Annotated in this window: 23 protein-coding genes; 7 read left to right on the top strand and 16 right to left on the bottom strand. The window is 69.0% G+C overall.

Features of this window, described 5'->3' with window-relative positions:
- Positions 1–25: 25 nt before the first annotated feature.
- Genes DFR72_RS37540 through DFR72_RS37510 form a run of 7 tightly spaced genes read right to left on the bottom strand, consistent with a single transcriptional unit; the run spans position 26 to position 5,431 of the window.
- Positions 26–310, bottom strand: coding sequence for a DUF6412 domain-containing protein (locus tag DFR72_RS37540; RefSeq protein ID WP_245983798.1), 285 nt, complete (start codon positions 308–310; stop codon positions 26–28).
- 10 nt (positions 311–320) lie between these two features.
- Positions 321–1,043: a hypothetical protein gene (locus DFR72_RS37535; protein WP_090071370.1), complete on the bottom strand. Its 723-nt coding sequence runs from the start codon at positions 1,041–1,043 to the stop codon at positions 321–323.
- On the bottom strand, positions 1,040–1,585 hold the full coding sequence (locus tag DFR72_RS37530) for an RNA polymerase sigma factor (protein ID WP_090071368.1): 546 nt from the start codon (positions 1,583–1,585) through the stop codon (positions 1,040–1,042). Before DFR72_RS37530 ends, DFR72_RS37535 begins: the two co-directional genes overlap by 4 nt.
- A 46-nt stretch (positions 1,586–1,631) precedes the next feature.
- Complete coding sequence (locus tag DFR72_RS37525; RefSeq protein WP_090071505.1) at positions 1,632–2,219, bottom strand: nucleoside/nucleotide kinase family protein; 588 nt, start codon at positions 2,217–2,219, stop codon at positions 1,632–1,634.
- Positions 2,216–2,773 carry a ribonuclease FAU-1 family protein gene (locus DFR72_RS37520; protein ID WP_090071366.1) on the bottom strand — a complete coding sequence of 186 codons (558 nt, stop codon included), beginning with the start codon at positions 2,771–2,773 and terminating at the stop codon, positions 2,216–2,218. Before DFR72_RS37520 ends, DFR72_RS37525 begins: the two co-directional genes overlap by 4 nt.
- Positions 2,751–4,016, bottom strand: a complete 1,266-nt coding sequence (locus tag DFR72_RS37515; protein ID WP_090071365.1) for an FAD-dependent oxidoreductase — start codon at positions 4,014–4,016, stop codon at positions 2,751–2,753. The genes DFR72_RS37520 and DFR72_RS37515 overlap by 23 nt, the downstream gene beginning before the upstream one ends.
- A gap of 59 nt (positions 4,017–4,075) precedes the next feature.
- Positions 4,076–5,431, bottom strand: a complete 1,356-nt coding sequence (locus tag DFR72_RS37510) for a GAF domain-containing protein (RefSeq protein ID WP_245983796.1) — start codon at positions 5,429–5,431, stop codon at positions 4,076–4,078.
- A gap of 197 nt (positions 5,432–5,628) precedes the next feature.
- On the opposite strand from DFR72_RS37510, the gene DFR72_RS37505 reads away from it, so the two are divergent.
- Positions 5,629–6,966: an aldehyde dehydrogenase family protein gene (locus DFR72_RS37505; protein WP_090071361.1), complete on the top strand. Its 1,338-nt coding sequence runs from the start codon at positions 5,629–5,631 to the stop codon at positions 6,964–6,966.
- Here the strand turns inward: DFR72_RS37505 and DFR72_RS37500 are convergent.
- A complete protein-coding gene (locus tag DFR72_RS37500) occupies positions 6,963–8,531 on the bottom strand; it encodes a beta-N-acetylhexosaminidase (protein ID WP_090071359.1) in 1,569 nt (522 codons plus the stop codon). The genes DFR72_RS37505 and DFR72_RS37500 overlap by 4 nt on opposite strands.
- A gap of 107 nt (positions 8,532–8,638) precedes the next feature.
- Positions 8,639–10,111, bottom strand: coding sequence for a CYTH and CHAD domain-containing protein (locus tag DFR72_RS37495; RefSeq protein WP_090071358.1), 1,473 nt, complete (start codon positions 10,109–10,111; stop codon positions 8,639–8,641).
- Between the two features lie 150 nt (positions 10,112–10,261).
- Here DFR72_RS37495 and DFR72_RS37490 point away from each other — a divergent pair, with 150 nt between their 5' ends.
- Together DFR72_RS37490 and DFR72_RS37485 are read left to right on the top strand one after the other, a co-directional pair.
- A complete protein-coding gene (locus tag DFR72_RS37490; RefSeq protein ID WP_090071504.1) occupies positions 10,262–11,071 on the top strand; it encodes a hypothetical protein in 810 nt (269 codons plus the stop codon).
- Between the two features lie 39 nt (positions 11,072–11,110).
- Positions 11,111–11,422 carry an ArsR/SmtB family transcription factor gene (locus tag DFR72_RS37485; RefSeq protein WP_090071500.1) on the top strand — a complete coding sequence of 104 codons (312 nt, stop codon included), beginning with the start codon at positions 11,111–11,113 and terminating at the stop codon, positions 11,420–11,422.
- Here the strand turns inward: DFR72_RS37485 and DFR72_RS37480 are convergent.
- Both DFR72_RS37480 and DFR72_RS37475 read right to left on the bottom strand, forming a co-directional pair.
- The gene (locus DFR72_RS37480) at positions 11,400–12,935 is read right to left on the bottom strand and encodes an amidohydrolase (protein WP_211335661.1); all 1,536 of its coding nucleotides are present in this window, start codon (positions 12,933–12,935) and stop codon (positions 11,400–11,402) included. The genes DFR72_RS37485 and DFR72_RS37480 overlap by 23 nt on opposite strands.
- A complete protein-coding gene (locus tag DFR72_RS37475; RefSeq protein WP_090071356.1) occupies positions 12,932–14,182 on the bottom strand; it encodes a lysine N(6)-hydroxylase/L-ornithine N(5)-oxygenase family protein in 1,251 nt (416 codons plus the stop codon). The genes DFR72_RS37480 and DFR72_RS37475 overlap by 4 nt, the downstream gene beginning before the upstream one ends.
- Before the next feature lie 93 nt (positions 14,183–14,275).
- Here DFR72_RS37475 and DFR72_RS37470 point away from each other — a divergent pair, with 93 nt between their 5' ends.
- Together DFR72_RS37470 and DFR72_RS37465 are read left to right on the top strand one after the other, a co-directional pair.
- Positions 14,276–15,223 carry a methionyl-tRNA formyltransferase gene (locus DFR72_RS37470; RefSeq protein WP_090071498.1) on the top strand — a complete coding sequence of 316 codons (948 nt, stop codon included), beginning with the start codon at positions 14,276–14,278 and terminating at the stop codon, positions 15,221–15,223.
- Positions 15,224–15,286: 63 nt separating this feature from the next.
- Complete coding sequence (locus DFR72_RS37465; RefSeq protein ID WP_090071355.1) at positions 15,287–15,928, top strand: HNH endonuclease family protein; 642 nt, start codon at positions 15,287–15,289, stop codon at positions 15,926–15,928.
- 67 nt (positions 15,929–15,995) lie between these two features.
- On the opposite strand, the gene DFR72_RS37460 is transcribed toward DFR72_RS37465, so the two are convergent.
- Positions 15,996–16,646, bottom strand: coding sequence for a hypothetical protein (locus DFR72_RS37460; RefSeq protein WP_245983795.1), 651 nt, complete (start codon positions 16,644–16,646; stop codon positions 15,996–15,998).
- Between the two features lie 358 nt (positions 16,647–17,004).
- Between DFR72_RS37460 and DFR72_RS37455 the strand changes: the two genes are divergently transcribed.
- Positions 17,005–17,220, top strand: a complete 216-nt coding sequence (locus tag DFR72_RS37455; RefSeq protein WP_090071354.1) for a hypothetical protein — start codon at positions 17,005–17,007, stop codon at positions 17,218–17,220.
- On the opposite strand, the gene DFR72_RS37450 is transcribed toward DFR72_RS37455, so the two are convergent.
- Entirely contained in the window at positions 17,217–17,486 is a 270-nt protein-coding gene (locus DFR72_RS37450) for a DUF2277 domain-containing protein (protein WP_090071353.1), read from the bottom strand. The genes DFR72_RS37455 and DFR72_RS37450 overlap by 4 nt on opposite strands.
- 7 nt (positions 17,487–17,493) lie before the next feature.
- Positions 17,494–18,054, bottom strand: a complete 561-nt coding sequence (locus DFR72_RS37445) for a helix-turn-helix domain-containing protein (protein ID WP_090071352.1) — start codon at positions 18,052–18,054, stop codon at positions 17,494–17,496.
- Between the two features lie 50 nt (positions 18,055–18,104).
- On the opposite strand from DFR72_RS37445, the gene DFR72_RS37440 reads away from it, so the two are divergent.
- A complete protein-coding gene (locus DFR72_RS37440) occupies positions 18,105–18,917 on the top strand; it encodes an NAD(P)/FAD-dependent oxidoreductase (RefSeq protein ID WP_090071350.1) in 813 nt (270 codons plus the stop codon).
- Here DFR72_RS37440 and DFR72_RS37435 read toward each other — a convergent pair.
- Both DFR72_RS37435 and DFR72_RS37430 read right to left on the bottom strand, forming a co-directional pair.
- Positions 18,901–20,610, bottom strand: coding sequence for a sensor histidine kinase (locus DFR72_RS37435; RefSeq protein WP_090071348.1), 1,710 nt, complete (start codon positions 20,608–20,610; stop codon positions 18,901–18,903). The genes DFR72_RS37440 and DFR72_RS37435 overlap by 17 nt on opposite strands.
- Positions 20,607–21,272, bottom strand: a complete 666-nt coding sequence (locus DFR72_RS37430; RefSeq protein ID WP_090071346.1) for a response regulator transcription factor — start codon at positions 21,270–21,272, stop codon at positions 20,607–20,609. Before DFR72_RS37430 ends, DFR72_RS37435 begins: the two co-directional genes overlap by 4 nt.
- Positions 21,273–21,300 lie beyond the last annotated feature (28 nt).

Below are 21,300 nucleotides of genomic sequence, written 5' to 3'. Positions count from 1 at the left end.
TTGAGTCGGGGATTTGCGGGACGTGTCAGAACGTCCGGCATCCCGGTGCTCGAGGACGGGACTTGCCTGCGGCGTCGGGGTTTCGCAGCCGCAGTTGCGCTGTTCGCTGGGCCCGTCCGCGGATCGAGAGCGACCGCGCCGGTGCCACCGACAGCGGCACCAGCGCGACGACCACGATCAACGCGAGGGCGAGCGCGGTCACGGCCGCGACGACCTCGGTCGGAGACGAGAACAACGTGAAGGCGTAGAGGGCAGGCAGGAAGACCGCGAGCACGAGCATCGCGCGCTGTTTGGTCTCCGGCCGCCACATGCCTTGCAGGTTACCTGGACTTGACGGGAATGGGGGCGGTCTGCAGGACAACGCCTGCTTCGTCGTAGAGCCTGACGTCCTTCGGCTTGCCCAGGCTCGGCCACCAGGACACAACCCGGCCGTTGCCGATGGTCGCGGTCACCTCCAGCCCGTCCTCGGTGCTGATGACCACCTTGCCGACCGCGCGGCTCACCCGTCCGGTCAGGACGGTCATGGCGTTGCGACCACCCACTTCGTGCATGCTCACGGACGGGAGGAAGTCGGCGAACAGCCTGTCGCCGAGCGGTTCCTGGTCCTGGAGGTTTCCCCTTCCGTTCATGCCGACGCCTGCCGGTGTCCGCAGGCACAGCATCTCGGACTGCGGACCGATGTACTGCACCATCGTCATGTCCCCGCGCTGGTCGACGACGGCCACGTCCCGGGGGGCCGGCCAGTCCGGCCCGTTCACCCCCCGTCCGGCGTCGTGCTGGTCGAGCGTCCTCCCGCAGTCCGCCAGCACGGGTGCCAGGTCGCCGGGCGCCCTCGGTTCGGCGGTCCACGCCGCGGAGGCGTCCTGGTTCGTCGGGGTCCACAGCACCAGCGTCACGGCGACGGCGGCCACGAGAGCCGTCGCGGGCACCGTGAAGCGCCACCACCGGCGGGACGGCTTCGAGCTGATCTCGTTCAGCAGCGCGTGTTCGCGGACCTGGAGCCGCATCGGGTCGAGCTGCGGGATGTCCGGGGTGATGTTCACCGTGCCTCCTCAACCAGTGCGCCACGCACGGTGCGTTGCGCGCGAGCGAGCCGGGACTTCACCGTGCCGACCGGGATGCCGAGCACCTGGGCGATCTGCGCCTGGCTCAGGTCCGACCACGCGGACATCTCCAGCACCTCCCGGTCCCCGGCGGACAGCTTCTCCAGTTCCGCGATCACCTCCCGGGTCCTGGCCTCCGCGTCCACCCGCCGTGCCACGTCATCGGCGTGGTCGTCGTCGGCGTGCTGCGGCGGAACCTTGCCCAGCGCGGCCTTGTACCGCGTGCGAGCGCGTTGGTGGTTGCGGGTGACACCCAGTGCGACTGTGTAGAGCCACGGCAGTAAGGAGTCCTCCACGGTCACGGACGTGCGTTTGCGCCAGGTCTCCATGAACACCACGGACACCAGGTCCTCGGCGACCGCCCATGTACCGGTGCGGCGCAGGCAGTAGGCGAACACGGCCTGGGCGTGGCGTTCGAACAGCTGCCCGAACGCCTCGCTCACACCGGCCCGGACCTGCCCCCAGAGTTCTTCGTCGGTCACGGACCCTCCTCTCTGCCCCGCCTATGTCCGCGGCGGGCAGAGCGGTTCACGACTCGACCAGGCCCGGCCGTGCGGGGTGGTCGTAGCGCACGAAGAGGTCGGCCACAGGGTCGTAGTCCTCGAACGCGGGCAGCGTCCACTCCTCGGTGGTCTTGCGCTTGAGCGCGCCGGGGGAGAGCCACAGGTGCACGGTCAGCTCGGCCGGCAGCCACCGGTCGAGCATCAACGTGCCGTCGACGAGCACGACCCCGTTCTCCGGCAAGTCGACGTACTCGGCGCGGCTGGCGCGGTCCGTGGCGGCGTTCCACAGCGACGGCAGCACCTTGCCGTCCATCGCCGGGTCGAGGACCTCGCGCTGCAGGCCGCCGAAGTCGAACCAGTCGTGCCGGTAGGAGTACGAGTCGGTGCGGCCGTGTTCGAGCCGCACCGAGGCCGGGCGCAGGAAGTCCTGAAGGGACACTCGCTGCACCGCGCGGCCCAGGGCGCGCAACGGTTCCACGACGGCGTCCGCGAGCCTGCCGGGTTCGGCGGCGGGTGCGCCGTCGACCAGCACGCGCACCCGCCCGTCGATCTCCGACACCTGGCCGGCGATCTCGGCGACGAGCGTGTCGAACGTGAGCGGACGGACCTTCACCGCCAGTCCGATGAGGGTCGCCAGTCCGCCCAGGCCGTGTCCCACCAGATCTCACCGGACGCCAGCATCTTCTCGATCTTGAGCCCCTCGGCCCTGATCGCTTCGGCCTCGCCGGCGGAGTACTTGCCCGACGCGACCTGCTCCTCGAACTCGTCGAGGTCGCGCTGCGCCCAGGTGCCATCCGGGGCCAGGGTGTAGTCCAGCGCGTGGTCGAGGGTCTCGAACCCGTCCTCGACGCGGCGGTAGGGCGCCTGCAGGTTCAGGTAGTAGTTGCCGAACACCCGGTCGTCGCCCTTCCAGAACAGGTCGACGGAGTAGGCGTCCTGCGGGCGGTGCAGCATGAGCTTGCCGTGACCGCGCCAGAAACCGCGTTCGGGCTTGTCCCACGGGTGCGGGTGGTGGTGGTCGGGGTAGGTGAGCCTGGTGCCCGGCTCGACGAACACCGCGAGCAGTCCCGGTTCGTCGACGATCACCCTGGTCGGCATCTCCGACCAGACCTTGCCGTGCAGCACCTCACGCCGCACCACGACCTCACCGGGCGTGAACAACCTCATGGTCAGAACTTACGTGATCACGCTCCGCCGCGTCCTCGGCCAGCATCCTGCGCTTGAGCACGGGCACGGCATTGGTCACGCGCAGGAACGTCCGCTGGAACACCGCCGCGACCCGTCCGATCACCGGCTTGTGGACCAGACTGCTGCCGTTCATCATCTCGCGCGACGATTCCACGGCCTGGAAGCCGTACTCGATCATCTCCCGCTCGTACTCGCCGATCGCCCGCACCGCGTCCTCGCCCTCGGTGAGCTTGCGGCACAGCAGTTCCGCGTCCCGCAGCGCCGTGTTCGCGCCTATGCCGCGGCCGGGGGTCATGAGGTGCACCGAGTCGCCGATCATCGTGACGTTGCTCGGCTGCCACGGCCGCAGCCGCTCGGACGTGCGGACCCTGATCTGGAACACGGTCTCCGGTGTGGCCAGCGCGAAGAGCTTGCGCAGGTGCGGGTGGAACTTCGGGGTCAGGTTCAGCACGACCTGCTTGAGCTCGGACTGGCTCATGTCCTTCATGTCCGGGAACTTGTCGTGCGAGGCCGCGTAGCCCCACATGATGTAGTCGTCCTCGACGCCCGTGCCGTCGAAGCGCATCACGTGGATGATCACGAACTCGCCGCGCGTCCCGAACAGCAACGTGATGCCGCCGTCGGCAAGGGGCGGCAGCAGTTTGGCGTTCTCCTCGGTCAGCGGCAGCTTGCCCGCGATCGAGGTGATGCCGGTGTCGACCACCTTGGCGTCCGGCAGGTACTGCCTGCGCACCCTGGACTGCGCGCCGTCCGCGCCCACCAGCACGTCACCCGTCTCGGACGTGCCGTCGTCGAAGAACGCGGTGACGGTGCCGTCGTCGTTCTGGGCGAAGCGCGTGAACGTCTTGTCGAACCGCACGACGTCGTCCAGGCCGCCGAGCAACGCCGTGCGCATCGCGATCCGGCTGACCGACTTCTCGCTGCGGCTGGCGTCGCGGTCCGTGTCGACCTCGCCGACCAGCAGTTCCCCGTACTTCTCGGTGCGCATGACGATGTGCTTCGGCGGCCGGGCGGTGGTGCGGACGAACTCGGCGAACACGTCCGGGGGTAAGCAGCTGTGCAGCGCTCTGCTCCCGTCCGGGCTGATCCCGACCCGGTAGCCGATCAGCATGCTGCGCGGCGTGCGGTCGCGTTCGAACAGCGCCACGTCCACGCCGGCCTTCTTCAACCCGTGCGCCAGGCACAGGCCCCCGGTCCCCGCCCCGATGATGAGTACGCGCATGGCAACCCCCCGTTGCTAAGTCTCTTAGCAACGAAGATATTCAGTCTTCGAGAGGCTTGTCAATCGTCCTGGCTGAGTCTCCGAAGGCGCGCGGTGGCGATGGCGAGTCTGACGTCGTCCGGCGGCAGCAGCTTGACCAGCTGTTCCAGCGCCTCGACGTCGTGTTCGCCCGAGTCGGTCTGGGTGAACGTCCACAGCGCGTTCGCGTCGCCGCGCTGCAGGACCGCCTTGCGCACCCCGGTCGCCAGGTCGTCCCGTTCGGCCAGCACGACGGGCGCCTCGGAGCGGCGCAGCAGCGAGCCGCGGTACCTGCTCGCGGCCAGCGGCACGTCGGCGGCCTTGAGTGCGGCCCGCACCGCCAGGAAGTCGGTCTCGACGTCGGCGGTGAGCCGGTACGGCCTGGTCGCGAGGACGTCCGGGCCCAGCTGGGCGCGCAACCGGTGCAGCTCGGCGCGCACGGTCGTGGGGTTGCCACGCTCACCGTAGAGGCGCAACGCGAGCTGGTCGGCCGTCAGCCTTCCCTGCAACGTCAGCGCCGCCAGGATCTCCGCGTGCCGCAACGAGATCGGCACCTCGCGGCCGTCCAGCACGACCTTGGGCTCCGGCAGCAGGAACGACAGCGACAGCACGCTGCGCCGCACGTGCCGCTGCCGGGGAATGCGCAGCAGGTAGCCGTGGGCGAGCGGCTCCAGCACCGCCTCGCGGCCGTCCGGCAGCTCGACCCGGTCGGTGGAGACGTCGACGCGCGAGGGCAGCAGCCCGTACGGCTCGACGGCCACGACCCGGCCGGTCGGGCTGAGCAACGCGCCGGGCTCACCGCGCAACGCGATCAGGTGGCGCATGTTGCGCGCCCGCAGTTCCTCGTCCTGCGCGTGCATCCTGGCGAGCATCTCCGACTCGGCGAGCCGTGCCGACGCCGACACCAGCGCCACCATCGAGGGATGGACGGTCTCTATCGGGCCGCTGAGGTCGACGACCCCGATCGTGGTGCCCGTGTCGGGGTCGCGGATCGGGCTCGCCGCGCAGGTCCAGTGGTGGTAGGTCCGCACCAGGTGCTCGGCAGAGTGGACCGTGACGGGCGAGTTCACCGCCAGCGCCGTGCCCATGCCGTTCGTCCCGGCCGCACCTTCCGACCAGAGCGTTCCCTCCGCCAGGCCGACGTCCTCGGCACTGCCGCGGGTGTCCTTCGAGCCCTCGCACCACAGGATGTGGCCTTGGGCGTCCGCGACGATCATGATGTGCTTCGCCTCTTCCGCGAAGCCCAGCAACGTCTCGCGCAGCAGCGGCAGCGTCGGGTGCAGCGGATGCCGTTCGCGCAGGTCGGAGAGCTCGTCGGCGGCGAACACGGTCGGCGCGGTGTGCAGGTCGGGATCGACGTTGGCGGCGAGTGACCGCTGCCACGACGCGGAAATCACTGAGCGTGGCAAATCAACCGTGTGAGTACCACTCAACACGGCATCTCTGACTCGACTCAGCAACAGCGCGTGTTGCCCGGGTTCGTGGGTCACTGATCCATCCACGGCTTGCAACGAGCATGCAACGTTCTGCTGCCTACTTTCTCATTTTCCCCACCCCAGGTATCCGGTGGGCCGTCTTTGGCAGGGAGTCGAAAATGACGCAGTACGCGGCGCCGGGGCAGCCCGGCAGCGTGGTCGCGTACCGGGCGAGGTACGACCACTTCATCGGAGGCGACTACGTGTCGCCCGTGACCGGCGAGTACGTCGAGATCGTCACTCCGGTGACCGGTGACGTCTTCACCGAGGTCGCCCGTGGCACCGACGCCGACCGTGCCCGTGCGATGCACGCGGCCAGTGGCGCCGCACGCGCCTGGGGGAACACCACGCCCCGAGAGCGCGCCACCGTGCTGTGCGAGATCGCGGACCGCATCGAGGAGCACGCGACCGAACTCGCCGTCGCCGAGACGTGGGACAACGGCAAGCCGGTCCGCGAGGCCCTGGTCGCCGACCTGCCGATGCTGATCGAGCTGTTCCGCCAGTACGCCGCCGTCGTCCGCGCCGAGGTGGGCGAGGTCGAGCAACTCGGCCGCGACACCTTCGACTACCGCTCGTTCCAGCCGGTCGGCGTCGTGCACGAGCGCATCTCGTGGACGTTCCCGCTGATGAACGCCTGTCGCGTCCTCGCGCCCGCGCTGGCCGCCGGCAACGCCGTGGTGCTGGAGCCCGCGCTGCAGACCCCGGCGTCGATCCACGTCCTGCTGGGCGTGATCGCGGACCTGCTGCCGCCCGGCGTCGTCAACGTCGTCACCGGCTCCGACGACCACCCCGTCGTCGCCGGCCGCTGCCCGAACATCTTCTTCTCCGACGTCACCGCGCGGCGCGACAGCTTCCTGGACAAGGCGCTGGAGGGCTTCGCGATGTTCGCGGCCAACCAGGGCGAGATCTCCACGGCCCCGTCGCGCGCGTTGATCCAGACCGCGGTCTACGAGGAGTTCCTGCACCTCGCGACGGTCCGCACGGAGGCGTTGCGTGCGGGCGACCCGCTCGACACGGACACGATGATCGGCGCTGTCGTGAGTCTTGCGCAGCGCGATCGAGTTCTTGCGTACGTGGAGCGCGGCAAGGCCGAGGGCGCCCGCCTGGTGACGGGTGGCGAGGCCTCCGGTCACTTCGTGCAGCCCACGATCTTCGAGGGCGACCACCGTTCCGGCGTGTTCTCCGACGACGTGCTCGGTCCCGTCGTGTCGGTGACCCGGTTCGACGACCGCGACGACGCCCTGAAGATCGCCAACGAGTCCGCCGCCCAGTTCGGCGCCGGCATCTGGTGCCGCGACGTCGCACTCGCGCACAACGTCGGCCAGGACCTGCGCGCCGAACGGGTGTGGGTCAACAACTACCACGCGTACCCGGCGAACACCGCCGTGCTCGCCGGGTACCGCCGCGTGAAGCACCTGCTGGTCAGCTACTCCGACCGCGGGCAGGGGTATTTCTAACGCTTCCAGGGCACCTGGGCGCTCGCGTAGAAGTTGACGCCCTGGACCTTCCAGCGCGGTCCCTGTGCGCCCAGGCGCGGGGCGAAGCGGTCCCAGTCGTGGACGGCTGCCGGAGACCAGCCGAGCTCGGCCGCGACCGGCAGCCTCGGGAACGCCATGTACTCGATGTCGGCGGAGGTCCTGATGGTCTCCGTCCACAGTGGAGCTTCGACGCCGCGGACGTCGGCCTCGGTCACGCCGTTCAGGTACGCGCCGGGGTTCCAGCTGTACGCGTCCCGGACCTCGACCAGGCCCGCCCAGTCCAGGCCGAGCTCGGTGTTCTTGTCGTACTTCATGTCGAGGTAGATGCGGTTCGCCGGCGACATCAGGACCTTGTTGCCGCGCTGGGCCGCCGCGGCCACGTTGGCGTCCGTCGTGGTGGTGCCCCAGAACTGCGGGACCACCGTCGTGTCCTTGGTGGTCTTGATGAACTCGTGCCAGCCGACGGTGGTCTTGCCGTACTTCTTCACGATGGGCAGGACTCGGTTCATGAACGTCACGTAGTCGGCGTCGGGGGTGCTGAGGGCCTCGTCGCCGCCGATGTGGAAGTACGGGCCCGGGGTGATCGCGGAGACCTCCCGGATCACGTCCTCCACGAACTTGTAGGTGATGTCGTTGTTGATGCAGAGGGAGCTGAAGCCGACCTCTGTGCCGGTGTAGAGCGGGCGCTTCCTGCCGTCGCAGTTCAGCTCGGCGTAGCTCGCCTGGGCGGCGTTGGTGTGGCCCGGCATGTCGAACTCCGGGATGACCGTGATGCCCCTGCTCGCCGCGTGGGCGACGATGTCCCTGTACTGGTCCTGGGTGTAGAAGAGCTTGCCCGTCCGGCCACCCACCTCCGTGCTGCCCCCGATCCTGGTCAGCTCGGGCCAGCTCTTGATCTCCAGTCGCCAGCCCTGGTCGTCGCTCAGGTGGAGGTGGAAGTAGTTGATCTTGAAGGCGGCGATCTGGTCCACGTAGCGCTTCACCTGGTCCGGGGTGAAGAAGTGGCGGGAGACGTCCAGCATCGCGCCTCGGTGGTGGTACCTGGGGTGGTCCAGGATGCTCGCGCCTGGCACCGTCCACGGGCCTGGCTGTGTGGTCTTGGCCTCGGCCTTGGGCGGGAGGAGCTGGCGCAGGGTCGCGATGCCGTTGAAGTGGCCGGCCGGTGAGTTCGCCCGGATGACCACCTGTTTCGGGGTCACGTCCAGCTGGTAGCCCTCAGGGCCGGTCCTGGGGTCCGCGCCGCCGGTCAGGACCACGCCGCCGCCGGAGACGCCGTCCACGACCGGGAGTGCGTAGCCCGTGGAGGGGCGGAGGACCTTCGCCAGCAGCTCGGCCGGTTTGCGGGCGTCCTGGGTCGTCAGCTGGATCTTGGCGGCCGCGGTGAGGGTGAAGGTGATGTCCGGACGGGCCTTCACCTGGACCGGCTGGGGGACCAGCTCCTGCAACGGGGTCGGGGCTGCCGCTTCTGCCGTGTTGGTCACCAGCACTCCTGATCCGGCGATCACCAGTGCCGCGAGCGCGGCCTGCAGTCGTTTCGCTTTCACGCCATCCTCCACAGGGCATGGGCGGACCTGGCGGCGTTCGGTCACGGTTTCAGGGGCGGGGATTCGGTGTCAAGGTTCAGACCAATTTCGCCGCTGTGCCCGTGTGGTCAGAGGTGTTCCTTGCTCAGCTTGTGCCACAGGGCGGGGAGAGCTGCTTCTGTTTTGTGCGCCAGCTCCACCTCTTTGCCGTAGAGCAGGCCGAACGTGAAGCCGTTCTCGTCGCCCCTGCCCAGGTCCAGCAGAACTGGGCGTGCGACTACCGAGTCCTGGTGGTCGCCCAGGAGGGTCTGGACGTCCTTCGCGCGCTTGCGCAACGCCTTGGCGTGCTTGCCCAGTGCTGGTTCGGCGACCTCGGCCGAGTAGCGGAGGCGCTTCGCCGCCTTGCGGGCCTCGTGGAGCGGTTCGTCGCTGTTCGTGGTGGCGAGGGCCTCCTCCACGCGGACGTCGAGGCGGTGACGGGCCTTCTCCACGAGGCGCGGGAGGACGTCCTTCGCCTTGCCCGAAGCCAGCGAGGTCAGCGCAGGCGTGGTCAGCAGCGTGTCGATGGTGTTGAGGAGGGTGAAGTAGCGCTCGCTGTTCAGCGCTGCCACGGAGTCCTTGTGCGCCTTGGCTTCCAGGGGCGCGAAGTGGCGGGTCATGCGGGCTGCCACGTCACCGAGGACCAGTTCGGGCGGGAGGGCGTGCAGGCCCTCTTCGAAGCGCATGCGGAGCACTTCGAGGTCGCGCGAGGTGCCCAGGACCGAGGCCAGCCACTTCAGCTCGTCGGTCAGGGCGCGGGTCTGTTCGCGGTCGACGATCTTGCCGAAGGCCTGGAGGGCCGAGCGCATGCGGCGGGTGGCCACTCGCATCTGGTGGACGGCGTCGTCCTCGTTGCGACGGACTCGCGGGTCCTGGTTCTGGAGGGCGGCTCGTTGTTCGTAGAGGTAGGCGAGGACGACGTCGCCTGCCGTCGGCTTCTTGCCGAGGGTGGGGCCGGAGTCGCGTTTCACGCCGATCACCTGGGAGAGCTTGGACTTCGAGGACGACGGGACGATGCCCGCGTCGCCCAGGTGGCGTTCCACGGTGTCCAGGAGGGCCCGGTCGCCGCTCTCGCCCAGTTCCACCTCGATCTCGCGCCACGAGGTGGTGGTCGTGGAGGAGCCCATGGTCTGGGCGGTGACGACGTCGTCGACCACCTCGGCGAGCATGTCGCCCTTGTCGTTGGTCAGCTGCCAGCGGCGGCGGTTCGTGCGGATCTCCGCCACCGGGGTCAGGTCGCCGCCCCTGGTGTGGGCGCGGACCAGGGAGGAGAGGTCCTTCGGGGGCTTCTTCACCGCGCGGCCCAGGGGGACGTGGAGTTCCTGGCGGGAGTCCTCACCTGCCGGGAGCTTGAGGTGCCAGCCCTCGTCGTTGCCGCCCACCCGCCTGCGCAGGGTCACGCCCGCGCGGGCCAGGCGGTAGTCGTCCGTGTCGAAGTAGGTGGCTTCGAGGTCGAACTCCTCCGGGCCGGTCGCCACGCCGGTGATCTCGGTGAGGTCCGGCAGACTCGCGTCCGATGGTGCCTCGTACTTGCGTTCGGTCTCAGTAACGGAGGTCGCCATTATCTATTAATACCTCGTTTTGTCCGGGTTCACCCAGCGTTGTGACGGTGCGTGAGGGTGGTTCCACGGCTGGGCGGAACCACGCCTCTAATGCGTGCATTCGCCGGGTACCCGCTTTTCGCGGTCCACTGTGTCCGGTTCGCTGGTCGGGTGCCCACGGAGAAGGAACGGCTCGACGTGGTCGAGCCGCAGGTCGCCACGTTGATCAGTCACGTCGGTCAGCTCACGGCGGAGCTCGAGCGCGTCACGGCCCGGTTGACGGTGCTGCAGCGGCGGTTGTCCGGTGCCGGTGACGGGCCGCCGGCCGAGCTCGACGCGGTGACCGGTGAGGTCGAGCCGCTGGTCGAGGCGTTGCGCAGGGCGTGGGACGCGGAGCAGGAGATCCTCGCTGATCCGGCTCGGGTCGCACTGCGGCAGGAGGTGCTGGAGTTCGACGGGCTCAAGGCCCGCCGCGACGACGCCAGGTCCAAACTGGACGGTGGGCGGGTGCCCCGGTTCGAGCGGGACGCGCTGTCGCACGAGGTGCGCCAGATGGAGTGGCTGATCAACGCGAACGAGGCCAGCGCGCAGCGGGCGGCCGAGCGGCTGGAGGCCGACGAGGACGCCATGGGCGAGGAGTGGCGCACCGAGGCCGTGCTCGCGGGGGAGAAGGCTCGCGGCGAGATCAAGGACGCGGCCGCGCGGCGCCTCTCGGAGGCGCTCGGGCAGTACGCGCGGATGCCGGTGTGGTTCCGGGTCGGGCTGGGCGAGATCCCCACGCCGGACCCGTCGTTCTGGCTCGAGTCGGCGATCGCGGTGCTCGCGTACCGGCTGGAGTACGGCGTCACGGACGCGGTCACGCCGCTGGGCACCCCGCCGTCCGCGGCGTCGGGCAGTGAGAACTGGGTCCGGCGCGCGAACGTCCACGCCGACATCACCGACCGCCTGACGACGTTGGCCGCGACCTTCCACCTGCAGTAGCCTGTTCTGCAACCGTCCGGTTGCAGAAAGGGTGTGCGCGTGAGTCAGGTCGACGACGTCTTGGCCGCGCTCGCCGATCCGATGCGCCGGCGGATCCTCGACCTGGTCGCGGCGAAGGGGGCCGCGTCGGCGTCGGCGCTCGCCGCCGAACTGCCGGTGAGCCGGCAGGCGATCGTGAAACACCTGGCCGTGCTGGAGAAGGCGGAGCTGGTGGCGTCCGAGCGCGCCGGCCGGGAGAACAACTTCTCCGTCCGGTCGGTCGCGCTCGACGCCACCGCCTCGTGGATGGCCTCGCTCGCCTCCCAGTGGGATCAGCGGCTGGCCGCCATCAAGAAGATCGCTGAGTCATGAGGGTGCCGCCGACCATGGTGGCCAGCACGGGGATCTCCGCGATCGCGTCGCTCGTGCGCGGGTCGTCGCCGAGCACGACGAGGTCCGCGAGCTTGCCCGGGGTGAGGCTGCCCAGCACGTGCTCCTTGCGGCACGCGTAGGCGCTGCCGAGCGTGTACGCGCGGATCGCCTCCTCGACGGTGATCGCCTCGTCCGGCCCGACCGCCCGGCCGCTGGACGACCTCCGGCGCACCATGAACTCGATGGCGCGCAACGGGGCTCCGTCCGCCACCGGCCGGTCCGAGCTGCCCGCGATCGTGATGCCGTGGTCGAGGAACGCACGTCCGCGGTACATCCACGGGGCCCGGTGCGCGCCCATGATCTCGCTGTAGTCGTCGCCGTAGGAGTGCAGGAAGGTCGGCTGGATCACGGGAACGACGCCGAGTTCGGCGATCCGGCCGAGCTGGTCCGGGCGGACGAGACCGCAGTGCTCGATGCGGTGCCGCGCTTCGGGGCGCGGGCGTTGCCGTTGCGCTTCCTGGACGGCGTCCAAGGCGAAGTCGATGGCCCTGTCGCCGATCGCGTGGATCGCGAGCTGCCAGCCGGCGTGGTGACCGTCGACGACCGCCGCCCGCATGGACTCCTCGGAGTCGGCGAGCTGGCCCGAGCCACCGGTCCCGAGGTACGGCTCGGACAACGCGGCCGTGCGCGCCATCATGCCGCCGTCGGTCCACAGCTTCAGGGCTCCGAGCGACAGCATGTCGTCGCCGAACCCGGTGTGCAGGCCGAGGTCGATCGCGCGCGGAACGCCGTCGGACGCATCCGCGGTGACGTCGTGCAGGACGTGCGCGGACACCATGAGCTGCACGCGGATCGGCAGCCGGGCGCGTTGGTACGCGGCGGCTTCGAGCGGGCTGCTGGCGATCAGGCCGGCGCCGATGCCCGCCTCGGCGCACATCGTGACGCCCTCGGACAGCACTTGGCGGGCGCTCTCCTGCAGCTCGGCGGTGATCTCGCCGAGCGAGTACGGCAGCCGCAACGTGCGAGCGGCCAGCTGCTCGTCCTCGGTCAGCCAGCCGTCGCTCGTGATTCCTGGAAGACGGTTCAGCACCACGGAGTTCACGACGCAGGCGTGCCCGGACAGGTCGGCGACGTACACCGGCCTGCCGCCGCTGATCCGGTCGAGGTCCAGTGCGGTGAGCGGGCGGTCCATGATCCGGCGGTCGTAGCCGGACGCCTCGATCCAGCCCGTGCCGGGCGCACCGGCGAGCCGGTCGAGGATCTGGGTGATCGCGGTCAGCCCGGTGATGTCGATCGTGCGGCGGCCGTTCCACGCGAGGTGCGTGTGGGCGTCGATGAAGCCGGGCAGCACCACGGTCCCGCCCAGGTCGACGGTCTCGGCGGCGGGCAGGTCCGCGACCTGCCCGTCCAGTCCCGCGATGCGGCCCTGCCAGATGCCGATGGTGTGCGCGGCGGGGCGTGCCGGGTCCATCGTGATGGCCCGGCAGCCCGTCAGCTTGAGATCGAGTTTCACGCGGTCGCGAGGACCGGGACAGGAGTGTTGGTCAGCACGGACGTCAGGATCTCACCCGAGCGCACCGCGACGTTGGACAGCAGCGACGACGTGATGCCGTGCGAGTGCTCGGTGCCGCCCTGCAGGTAGATGCCGCCCCTGAGCGACGTCTGCACGCGGTAGTCGCGGCCCACGACGAGACGACCCGTCTCGTCTCGGGAGCAGGTCTCGTCGAGCGCACCGAGCATCGGCGCGGCCTCGTCGTAGCCGGTCGCGAGCAGCACGAGATCGGTGTCGACGAACTCCTGTTCGCCGGTGACGAGCGACTGGACCACCGCACGCGCGCCGTCCGCCGACTCCTCGACCGCGACGAGCCGGGTCATCTTCATCATCTTCAGGCGCTCGGTGCCCAGCACCTTCTCCTGGTACTCGGTGCGGTAGAGCTGCGCGATCAGGTCGACGTCGACCACGGAGTAGTTGGTGTTGCGGTGGTAGTCCATCAACCGCTGCTTCACGGCGTCCGGGGCGTCGAAGTAGTGGTCGACGGCATCGGGGTCGAAGATCCGGTTCGCGAACGAGCTGTCGTCCGCGGGGGAGTAGCCGTAGCGGGAGAACACCGAGCACACCTCGGCGCCGGGGAACTCGCGGTGCAGGTACGCCACGGCCTCCGCGGCGCTCTGCCCGGCACCGACGACGACACAGCGCTTCGGGTCCTTCAACGTGCCGACGCGGTGCAGGAACTCGCTGTTGTGCCACACGCGATCCGACAGCGTGATGCCCTCGGGCACGGCCGGGCGCAGTCCGGTCGCGAAGATCAGGTTGCGGGCGTGGTACACGTCACCCGTGGCCGTCGTCACCTCGTACAGGTCGTCCTGGATCGCTTCCACGCCAACGGCTTCGGTGCCGTAAGAGACCACATCGTCGACCTGGGCGGCGGCCCACTCGAAGTAGTCGTGGAACTCGACGCGCAGCGGGAACAGGTTCTTGTGGTTGACGAAGTCGATCAGCCGTCCCCGGTCCCGCAGGTAGCAGAGGAACGAGAACCGGCTGGTCGGGTTCCGCATGGTGACGAGGTCCTTGAGGAACGACACCTGCATGGTGGCGTCGTCCAGGAGCATGCCCCGATGCCAGCCGAACGCCTGTTGGCGTTCCAGGAACACCGCCGTGACAGGGGTTTCGGCCTGCTCGTTGTGCTCGGTCAAAGCGATGGCGAGCGCCAGGTTCGAGGGACCGAACCCGATACCGACGATGTCGTAGATCGGATGCATGAGCACCGAACTTAGGGGAGCCTAAGCTATCTTCGCAAGCCGTCAGTTAGGTTAGCCTGACCGTATCGCACCGAAGTGAAGGAGGACACCCCCATGAGGGTCGTCATGTTCGGGTTCCAGACCTGGGGTCATCGCACCCTGCAGGCACTTTTGGCGTCCGAGCACGAGGTCGTCCTGGTGGTGACCCACCCCAAGGGTGAAGGCGCGTACGAGAAGGTCTGGAGCGATTCGGTCGAGGACCTGGCCCGCGAGAACGGCGTCGACGTCCTCGTCCGCGAACGGCCGGAGGACCAGGAGCTGCTCGACGCGCTCAAGGCCGCCGAGCCCGACGTGATCGTCGCCTGCAACTGGCGGACGTGGATCCCGCCGCAGGTCTTCGCGCTGCCCGAGCACGGCACGTTGAACGTGCACGACTCGCTGCTGCCGAAGTACGCGGGCTTCTCGCCGTTGATCTGGGCGCTTCTCAACGACGAGAAGGAAGTCGGCGTGACGGCGCACATGATGGACGACACGCTCGACGCCGGCGACATCGTGCTGCAGCGCTCGGTCCCGGTCGGCCCGCGCGACACCACGGCCGTGCTGTTCGAGAAGACGCTGGAGCTCTTCGGCCCGATCACGGTCGACGGTCTCGCCGAGATCGCCTCCGGCCGCACCGACTTCGTGAAGCAGGACCGTTCGCAGGCCTCGTTCTTCCACAAGCGCGCCGAGGAGGACCTGCGCATCGACTTCACCTGGACCGCCGAGGAACTGGACCGCCTGGTGCGAGCGCAGTGCGCGCCGTACCCCAGCGCGTTCTGCTTCCACCGCGGCCAGCGCCTGGAGATCATCGAGGCGGACGTCTCCGCCGAGGTCTACGGAGGCACTCCCGGCCGCATCTTCTACCGCGAGGGCGACGGCGTGACGATCGTCGCCGGCGCCGAGGCCCGCCGCGGCAAGAGCAAGGCGTTGCTGGTCAAGAAGGTTCGTACCGCCGATGGCACCGAGCTCGAGGCGCAGGAGTACTTCCGGCACATGGGCGGCTACCTGACCTCGCGCCCGTAGACCCGACACGCTGATCACGGGCCGGGTGACCGGTCCGTGATCGGCATGGTCGATCATGGGCGCATGAATCGCGCGGCGGTGACGTCACTGGTGGTCTTCGTGCTGCTCGTGGCGGTCGGCTGGTACCTCACGAATCTCCAGTCGTCACAGGAGAACCCGCCCACCACGCCCGTTCCCGTTCCGACCGGTTCGGCGGACCTCGCCGCCCTGAAGATCGCGCCCGAGGGCAAGATGGCCGGCTACAGCCGCGACCGCTTCCCGCACTGGGCCTCGCAGGGGAACTCCTGTGACACCAGGGAGATCGTGCTGCAGCGCCAGGGCACCGACGTGAAAGCGGACAAGGACTGCAAGGCCACCTCGGGCGCCTGGAACAGCGTCTACGACGGCGTGGTGGTCAAGGAGGCCGGCGAGGTCGACATCGACCACACCGTGCCGCTCGCCGAAGCGTGGCGCTCGGGCGCCGACAAGTGGACCGACGACGAGCGCAAGGCGTTCGCCAACGACCTCGGCGGCATCCAGCTGATCGCGGTGACCGCGAAGTCCAACCGCTCCAAGGGCGACCAGGACCCAGCGAAGTGGAAGCCGCCGGTCGCGGCGTACGGGTGCACGTACGCGCGGCACTGGATCTCGGTGAAGGTCAGCTACAAGCTGACCGTGGACCAGCCGGAGTACGACGCGCTGGCCGCGCTTCTCCAGACCTGCTGATCACACGAACTGGAACGTGCCGACGACACGGCCCGACCCCCCAGGCGGGCCGCGTCGTCTCATCCCCCTACCCGACCTGAACGGACTCGAACAGGCCGGACAGCTTCCAGTGCGTCACGTACCCCATCGCCTCGGCGGCGATCAGCACGTCGAGCTTCCCGAGGTTCGTGCGCGCCGGCATCTGGTACGCCTTGCCGCGCCGCGCGTCGAGCACCATCGGGATGGCGCCCGGCAGTGTGTCGGCGACCGTGTGCTGCAGGATCCGCAGCCCGACGTTCGCCGCCTCCCTGGTCAGCGGCACCTCCTTGGTGTGCACGAGCACCGCGTACGTCGTGCCGTCCTTCTTGCGCAGCCCCAGGTGCGGCCGCACCTTCAGCGTCAGTTCGCCGGCGCGGTAGGTGGCGCCCTCCACCGGCACCCCCGTCGCCTTGAACGACGCCAGCCAGGGCAGGAAGCCGTCGGCGATCTCCTCGAACGCCCGCGGCTGCCCCGTGCGGTTGGCGTTCATGATCGCCTTCTTGAGCTCGATCTCGGGTTCGGTCGCGTTGACCGCTCGTCGCATGGCGTCGCGGATCGGGTTGTAGAACCCGCACACCCGCGTATCGGAGGCCAGGTACATCCCCCGCTGTTCCGACACGATGTTGATGCGCCCACGCTGACCGCTCATGACGTACTCGGTGAACGACAGTGCGGTGACGCTGACGTTGTTGTCCGGCAACGTTTTCTCCCCTCGTACCGCGAGCTTCACCTGACGTTATCCAAGAGGTCTGACAGAAACGGGGCTGCTCCGAACGGCGCAACCGCTACTCAGCGTCGATCAGTCACCCGAGTGGGTGACACGTAGCGTTGCGACCTACGTCGCAATCGGTGAACGGATGGTGACCGACCGGTAACCGATCATGCGCATGACCGTTCGTCTGCCGTTCGCCGACGCTCACCGAACGCTCACCGCAAGACCAGCGGGAGTAACCCTCCGTAGAAGATCAACTCAGGAGAATGGAGTTCACCAGGAGGCGTCACGACGAGGGAGCACGATGGCGGTCAAGGCGGAGCGTTCACCCGATAGAGCGGGTGACGTGGAGGTTCCGCAGCCTCGGCAGCTGGAGAGGTGGCTCGTCCACCCCGGCAACTGGCCGCACGCGATGCAGGTGACGATCATCCTCGTGCTGATCGCACTGCTGCTGTGGGCCATCGCCGTCACGCTGGGCCCTGACCAGGCCTTCATCGTCGGCTCCGCGGGCATCGCGGCCAAGCTGATCTGCATGTACCTCGACACCCGCGTGCGGAACTAACTGCCGTAGCGCTCAGCCGCACGCGCCTTGGCCTTCGCAGCCTCGACCTCGCGGTCCTTCGGCGGCGCCGTGGTCACCAGCGCGTCGAGCAGTTCCTGCGTCGCCGCCGCCACGGCCGCGACGGCCTTGTCGTACGCGGCCTGGTTCGCCGCGGACGGTTTCGCGGCCCCGCCCACCTTCCGCACGTACTGCAGCGCGGCGGCCTGCACCTCGTCGGACGTGGCGGGCGGTTCGAAGTTGTGGAGCACCCGGATGTTTCGGCACATGCCTCCACTATGACCTGTTCGGCGGCGCCGCGCGGGTGTGGATGCGTTCTCCCTGCTTGCCGAACAGGCTGATGATCTCAGCGGGCTTGCCGTCCGCGCTGCTGAAGCTGTGCGGCTGCCGGCAGTCGAACTCGGCCACCTCGCCCGCGCGCAGCACGATCTCCTTGTCGCCGAGGCGCATCCGGATCCGCCCGCTCAGCACGTAGAACCACTCGTAGCCCTCGTGCACCCGCGGTTCGTGCAGCTCTGAATCCGTGATGATCATCTTCCACGCTTGCAGCGGCCCGAGCGAGCGGGTCAGCGGGATGCCCACGCGGCCGTGGTCGAGCTGGCGCGGCTTCATGGTGACGCGCGGATCGCCCACCTCGGGCGCCCCGACCAGGTCGTCCAGCGACACCTGGTAGGTCCGCGACAACGGCAGCAGCAGCTCCAGCGTCGGCTTGCGCTGGTCGGTCTCCAGGCGCGACAGCGTCGACTTCGAGATGCCCGTCATCTCGGACAACGACGCCAGTGTCAGGTCGTGCTCGGCCCGCAGCGCGGCGAGCCGTTGCCCCACGGTTGTTGCCATAACAGCAACTTACTTTGCCAAAACTGGACTGTCGACCGCACTCTCGAACCATGACGTACGAAGTGGTGATCATTGGTGGGGGAGCGGCCGGACTGAGCGCCGCTCTGATGCTGACCAGGGCGCGCCGCAGCGTGCTCGTGGTCGATGGTGCCGAGCCGCGCAACGCGCCGGCCGCGCACATGCACAACTACCTCTCTCGCGACGGCTTCTCGCCGTTGGAACTGCTCAAGCACGGCAGGGCGGAGGTCGAGGGCTATGGCGGAGAGATCGTCAACGACGAGGCTCGCGGCGTCACGGCGCTCGACGACGGGTTCGCGGTCGACCTGAGCGAGCGCACGGTGCGTGCGAAGCGCCTGCTGTTCGCGACCGGCCTGGTCGACGAGGTGCCGGACAACCTGCGTGAACGCTGGGGCCGTGACGTCTTCGGCTGCCCGTACTGCCACGGCTACGAGGTCCGCGACCAGAAGCTCGTCGTCTTCGGCGAGGAGATGAAGGTCGCGCTGGTCCGTCAGTGGTCGGACGACGTCACCCACGTGCCGTCGGTCGACGGCATCGAGGTCGAGGACGACCGGCTGGTCGCCGTGATCTCCGGCGGCGAGCGGGTGCCGGCCGACGCGCTCGTGTACTCCGCACCGGTCAAACCGCGTGACGAGTTCCTGCTGGCGTTGGGTGCCGAGACCGAGGAGACGATGGCCGGCCCGTTCGTGCGCACGGACGCCAAGGGCCGCACGAGCGTGCCCGGGGTCTACGCGGCCGGCAACGTCACGGATCCGACGGCCATCGTGATCGTCGCCGCCGCTCAGGGAGCGCAGGCGGCCGGGATGATCAACGTGGACCTGCTGGGCCTCATGCCAGCAGGCTGATCCGGAACGTCGACCCCTCGCCGAGGGTGCTCGTCACCGACACCGTGCCGCCGTGCGCCTCCACGAGGTGCCGCGTGATCGCGAGGCCGAGTCCGCTGCCGCCCGTGCGGCGGCTGCGGGACTTGTCCGCCCGCCAGAACCTGTCGAACACGTGCGGCACGTCGTCCGGCGCGATGCCGGTACCGGTGTCCGTGACCTCCAGGACGGCCTCGTCCTGCCACCGGAACAGCTTCACGACGACCTCGCCGCCGGGCGGGGTGTAGCGCACGGCGTTCGCGACGAGGTTGCCGAGCGCCTGCCGCAGCCGCACCGGGTCCGCGGTGATGTGCACCGGAGTGGTCTCCGCGCGCAGCAGGATCTCGCGGTTCTGCTGCGCGTTGACGACCTGGTCCACGACGTCGTCCAGCGCGATCGGCTCGGGGTGCAGCCGCAACGTGCCCGCGTCGGCCTGGGCGAGGTCGTGCAGGTCGTCCACGAGTCGTTGCAGCAGGAGGGACTCCTCCAGCAGCATGTCGATCAGGTGCGGGTCCGGTTCGGCCAGTCCGTCCTGCGTCGCCTCCAGCCAGCCGGTGATGTTGCCCAGCGGCGTGCGCAACTCGTGCGCGACGTCGCTGACCATGGCCTGCCGCTGGCGTTCGGTCTCGGCGAGCTTCTCCGACATGGCGTTGAACGACCGCGCGAGCTCGCCGATCTCGCCCGAGCCGCCGTCCACCCGTGCCGTCCGATCGCCTTCAGCGGTGCGCTTCGTGGCGGCGGTGAGGGCTCGGATCGGCCGCACGAGCTGTGTGGCGGTGAGCCACGACGCGAACCCGGCGAGTGCGAGAATTCCCAGCGCCACCACCGTGATCCGGGTGGCGCCGGTCGTCGAGAGGTCGATCGCCAACGGCTCGTCGCCGGTCGGTGAGGTGAGGAACAGCTGCGCGGGCGCCGCGACGAACGGCCTGAGCTGTTCGCGACGCGAGCTGTCCATGCACGCCACCACCTCCGGTGGCGCGCCGTTGACGGTCGTGATCTCCCAGTCGAACGTGTTGGGGCCGGGCGACTTGTCGTAGTTCCTGCCCTCGAAGGTGCGCTGGCCGAGGCACTTCGAGAACAGCGCCTGGAGCTGTCCGTACGCGGCCTTCTCCGTCACCGTGAGCGTGTAGAGCCGGTAGCCGACCGAGCAGTCGTCCCACTGCGAGAGCTCACCCGGCCCCAGGTTGGACAGCCGCGGCCGTCCGTTGGGCGCTTCCACGATCGTGATCCTGCTGACGCACTGGAGGAGCTGGTCCGCGTAGGCGTGCAGCGTGCGGTACTCCTCGTCGTCGAGCTTGAACGGCCCGACCGCCCTGGGATCGATCTTCCCGTTGACGTTCAACGGGTCGACCAGCGCCTTGGGCGTGATAGGCAGCTGCGGTGAGTTCTCGTCCCCGGTGTCGACCAGTGTCGTGCCGTTGCCGTCGGTCAACGCGATGCGGCGACCGTACTTCCGCGCTATGTCGTCCACAGTGGACTTCGCGCCCGTCCAGTCCCTGTGCGTGGCCGCGTACCGCACCAGCTCGTCGAAGATCTGCGCGTCCGTCTCGAGCGCGTCGCCCTGCTCCTGCCGGATCGCCCCCGTCGTCGCCTGCGACGCGAGCCACGCCGTGACGGCGATCGAGCAGGCCGCGATCACCAGGGAGAACAGGAAGAACCGGACGAGGAGGCTTTTCATACCAGCTTGTACCCGATGCCGTAGACGGTGAGGAGTCGTTCCGGCCGGCGCGAGTCCTGCTCGATCTTGCGGCGCAGCTTCATCATGTGCACGTCGACCGTGCGAGCGGTGATGAACCCGTCCTCCAGCAGCTGCTCGCGCGTGAACACCCGTTGCGGCTGCGCGGCCATCTTGGCCAGCAACCGGAACTCGGCCGGAGTGAGGTTCACCAGCTCGTCCTTGATGCGCACTTCATGCCGGATCGGATCGACGGTCAGATCGCCGACCTTGAGCACCGTGGCGTTCGTCTCGCGCGCACGGCCGGTGCGCCGCAGGATCGTCCGCACCCGCGCGACCATCTGCCGTGGCCGGAACGGTTTGGTGATGTAGTCGTCGGCGCCCAGGTCGAACCCGAGCAGCACGTCGTCCTCGGTGGACCGCGCGGTGAGCAGCACGATCGGCACGTCCGACTCGGTCCGGACGGCGCGCATCACGTCGATGCCGTCCACCAGCGGCATCATCACGTCGAGGACCAGCAGGTCGGGGTTGCGGCGCCGCGTCTCGTCGATCGCCGCCCGTCCGTCGTGGACGACCACCACGGAATGCCCGTCGTGCTCGAGGTACCGGCGGACGAGTTCAGCCTGGTGAACGTTGTCCTCCGCGACGAGGATGTGGGCGCACACAGTCCGAAGTATGCAGGCCTTCACGACA

It is taken from the genome of Lentzea flaviverrucosa (assembly GCF_003350445.1).
Taxonomy (GTDB): domain Bacteria; phylum Actinomycetota; class Actinomycetes; order Mycobacteriales; family Pseudonocardiaceae; genus Lentzea; species Lentzea californiensis.
This window is presented reverse-complemented; position numbering and strand designations above follow the sequence as displayed.

What these genes read in the sequence shown, in the direction of transcription:
- DFR72_RS37540 (WP_245983798.1), bottom strand. Translation starts at nt 310, where the DNA reads ATGTGGCGGCCGGAGACCAAACAGCGCGCGATGCTCGTGCTCGCGGTC.
- DFR72_RS37520 (WP_090071366.1), bottom strand. Translation starts at nt 2,773, where the DNA reads ATGAGGTTGTTCACGCCCGGTGAGGTCGTGGTGCGGCGTGAGGTGCTG.
- DFR72_RS37515 (WP_090071365.1), bottom strand. Translation starts at nt 4,016, where the DNA reads ATGCGCGTACTCATCATCGGGGCGGGGACCGGGGGCCTGTGCCTGGCG.
- DFR72_RS37505 (WP_090071361.1), top strand. Translation starts at nt 5,629, where the DNA reads ATGACGCAGTACGCGGCGCCGGGGCAGCCCGGCAGCGTGGTCGCGTAC.
- DFR72_RS37495 (WP_090071358.1), bottom strand. Translation starts at nt 10,111, where the DNA reads ATGGCGACCTCCGTTACTGAGACCGAACGCAAGTACGAGGCACCATCG.
- DFR72_RS37475 (WP_090071356.1), bottom strand. Translation starts at nt 14,182, where the DNA reads ATGCATCCGATCTACGACATCGTCGGTATCGGGTTCGGTCCCTCGAAC.
- DFR72_RS37470 (WP_090071498.1), top strand. Translation starts at nt 14,276, where the DNA reads ATGAGGGTCGTCATGTTCGGGTTCCAGACCTGGGGTCATCGCACCCTG.
- DFR72_RS37465 (WP_090071355.1), top strand. Translation starts at nt 15,287, where the DNA reads ATGAATCGCGCGGCGGTGACGTCACTGGTGGTCTTCGTGCTGCTCGTG.
- DFR72_RS37450 (WP_090071353.1), bottom strand. Translation starts at nt 17,486, where the DNA reads ATGTGCCGAAACATCCGGGTGCTCCACAACTTCGAACCGCCCGCCACG.
- DFR72_RS37445 (WP_090071352.1), bottom strand. Translation starts at nt 18,054, where the DNA reads ATGGCAACAACCGTGGGGCAACGGCTCGCCGCGCTGCGGGCCGAGCAC.
- DFR72_RS37440 (WP_090071350.1), top strand. Translation starts at nt 18,105, where the DNA reads ATGACGTACGAAGTGGTGATCATTGGTGGGGGAGCGGCCGGACTGAGC.
- DFR72_RS37435 (WP_090071348.1), bottom strand. Translation starts at nt 20,610, where the DNA reads ATGAAAAGCCTCCTCGTCCGGTTCTTCCTGTTCTCCCTGGTGATCGCG.